The 1,182-nt window shown below is 65.0% G+C and carries 1 protein-coding gene; it reads right to left on the reverse strand.

The genetic code is table 11. The features are described 5' to 3' along the window. Window positions 1–49 precede the first annotated feature (49 nt). Window positions 50–1,182: cobaltochelatase subunit CobN (locus AB1824_13600; protein MEW5765993.1), on the reverse strand; the 1,133-nt coding region annotated here is incomplete at its 5' end.

Consider the following 1,182-nt stretch of genomic DNA (forward strand, 5'->3'; position numbering starts at 1 on the left):
ACGATAGCTCCCCCGTCCCGGCTCAAGCCACAGCATCCTTTCTCCCTCCTCAATCTCCGAGCTTCCCCCTGATCTCCCGCATCTTGGCGCCCCAGTCGGCCACCTCCTCGGCGGTGAGGATGTCGATAGCGCCGCCCTGGAAGTCACCCTTAACGTCGCCCATATCCTCCTCCAGCCAGCCCTCGATCTCGAGATAGACCTCTTTAAGCCCATCGAGCACCTCCGGGTCGGCGTTCCAGAGGCCTCGCTCCGCCGCCTCCAGGAGCCGGCGCGCGATCTCCTCTAACGCCCAGGGGTTGTGCTCCTGGAAGAATTTACGGTTCTCCTCGTCGAGCACGAAGGTCCGCGTGATGTCGTCGAAGATCCAGTCGTCCACCTCGCGGGTGGAGGCCTCCCATCCGTAGACCCGCCCGATCCGCTTGGAGATGTCCCCGGCGCCCTTGTAGCCGTGGCGCTTCTGCCCCTCGATCCACTTGGGGTTCAAGAGCTTCGTCCGCACCACCCGCCGGACCTCGTCCGCTAAGGTGCGCACCTCCACGTGCTCCGGCTCGCGGGTATCGCCGTAGTAGGTGCGGACCTCCTTGCCCGAGGCCGCCCGGGCCGCCGCGGTCATCCCCCCGTGGGTGCCGAAATAGCAGCAGCAGCCGAAGAGGTCGTACTCGTCGGAAACCACCTTATTGTAGGTCACGTCCACCGTCTTCAGGTTCGCCTGGAGCTGTTTGAAGGCTTCCTTGCCGAAGACCCCCTTCCCGTAGGCGTAGCCGTTCCAGTAGACGAAGACGTCGGCCAGGTCCTTCTCGTCCTTCCAGGCCGAGGCGTAAACCGCTAAGTTAACCCCCGCCATATAGGTCCCCGGTTTGGAAGCAAAAATCCGCAAAGTCGCCTCCCGCCAGGCCGCTCCGTCCGCCGCCCCGCCAAGCTGCGCCAGAGTGTGTTTGCGGACAAAATTCAGCTCCGGCGGTTCCTCAAGCGCCGCCACCGCCTGCACCGCCTCATCCAGGAGATCGATGCAGTTCGGGAAATTATCGCGCGTGATCCCGCTCACCCGCACCGTTACGTCAACCCGCGGCCGGCCGAGTTCCTTGAGCGGCATCACCTCGATCCCCGCCACGCGGCCGTTCGGCAGCCACCTGGGCCGGCAGCCGAGCAGGTAGAGCATCTGTCCCAGCCCCTCGCCGTCGG

It is taken from the genome of Acidobacteriota bacterium (assembly GCA_040752915.1).
In the GTDB taxonomy this organism is placed as follows: Bacteria; Acidobacteriota; UBA4820; order UBA4820; family DSQY01; genus JBFLVU01.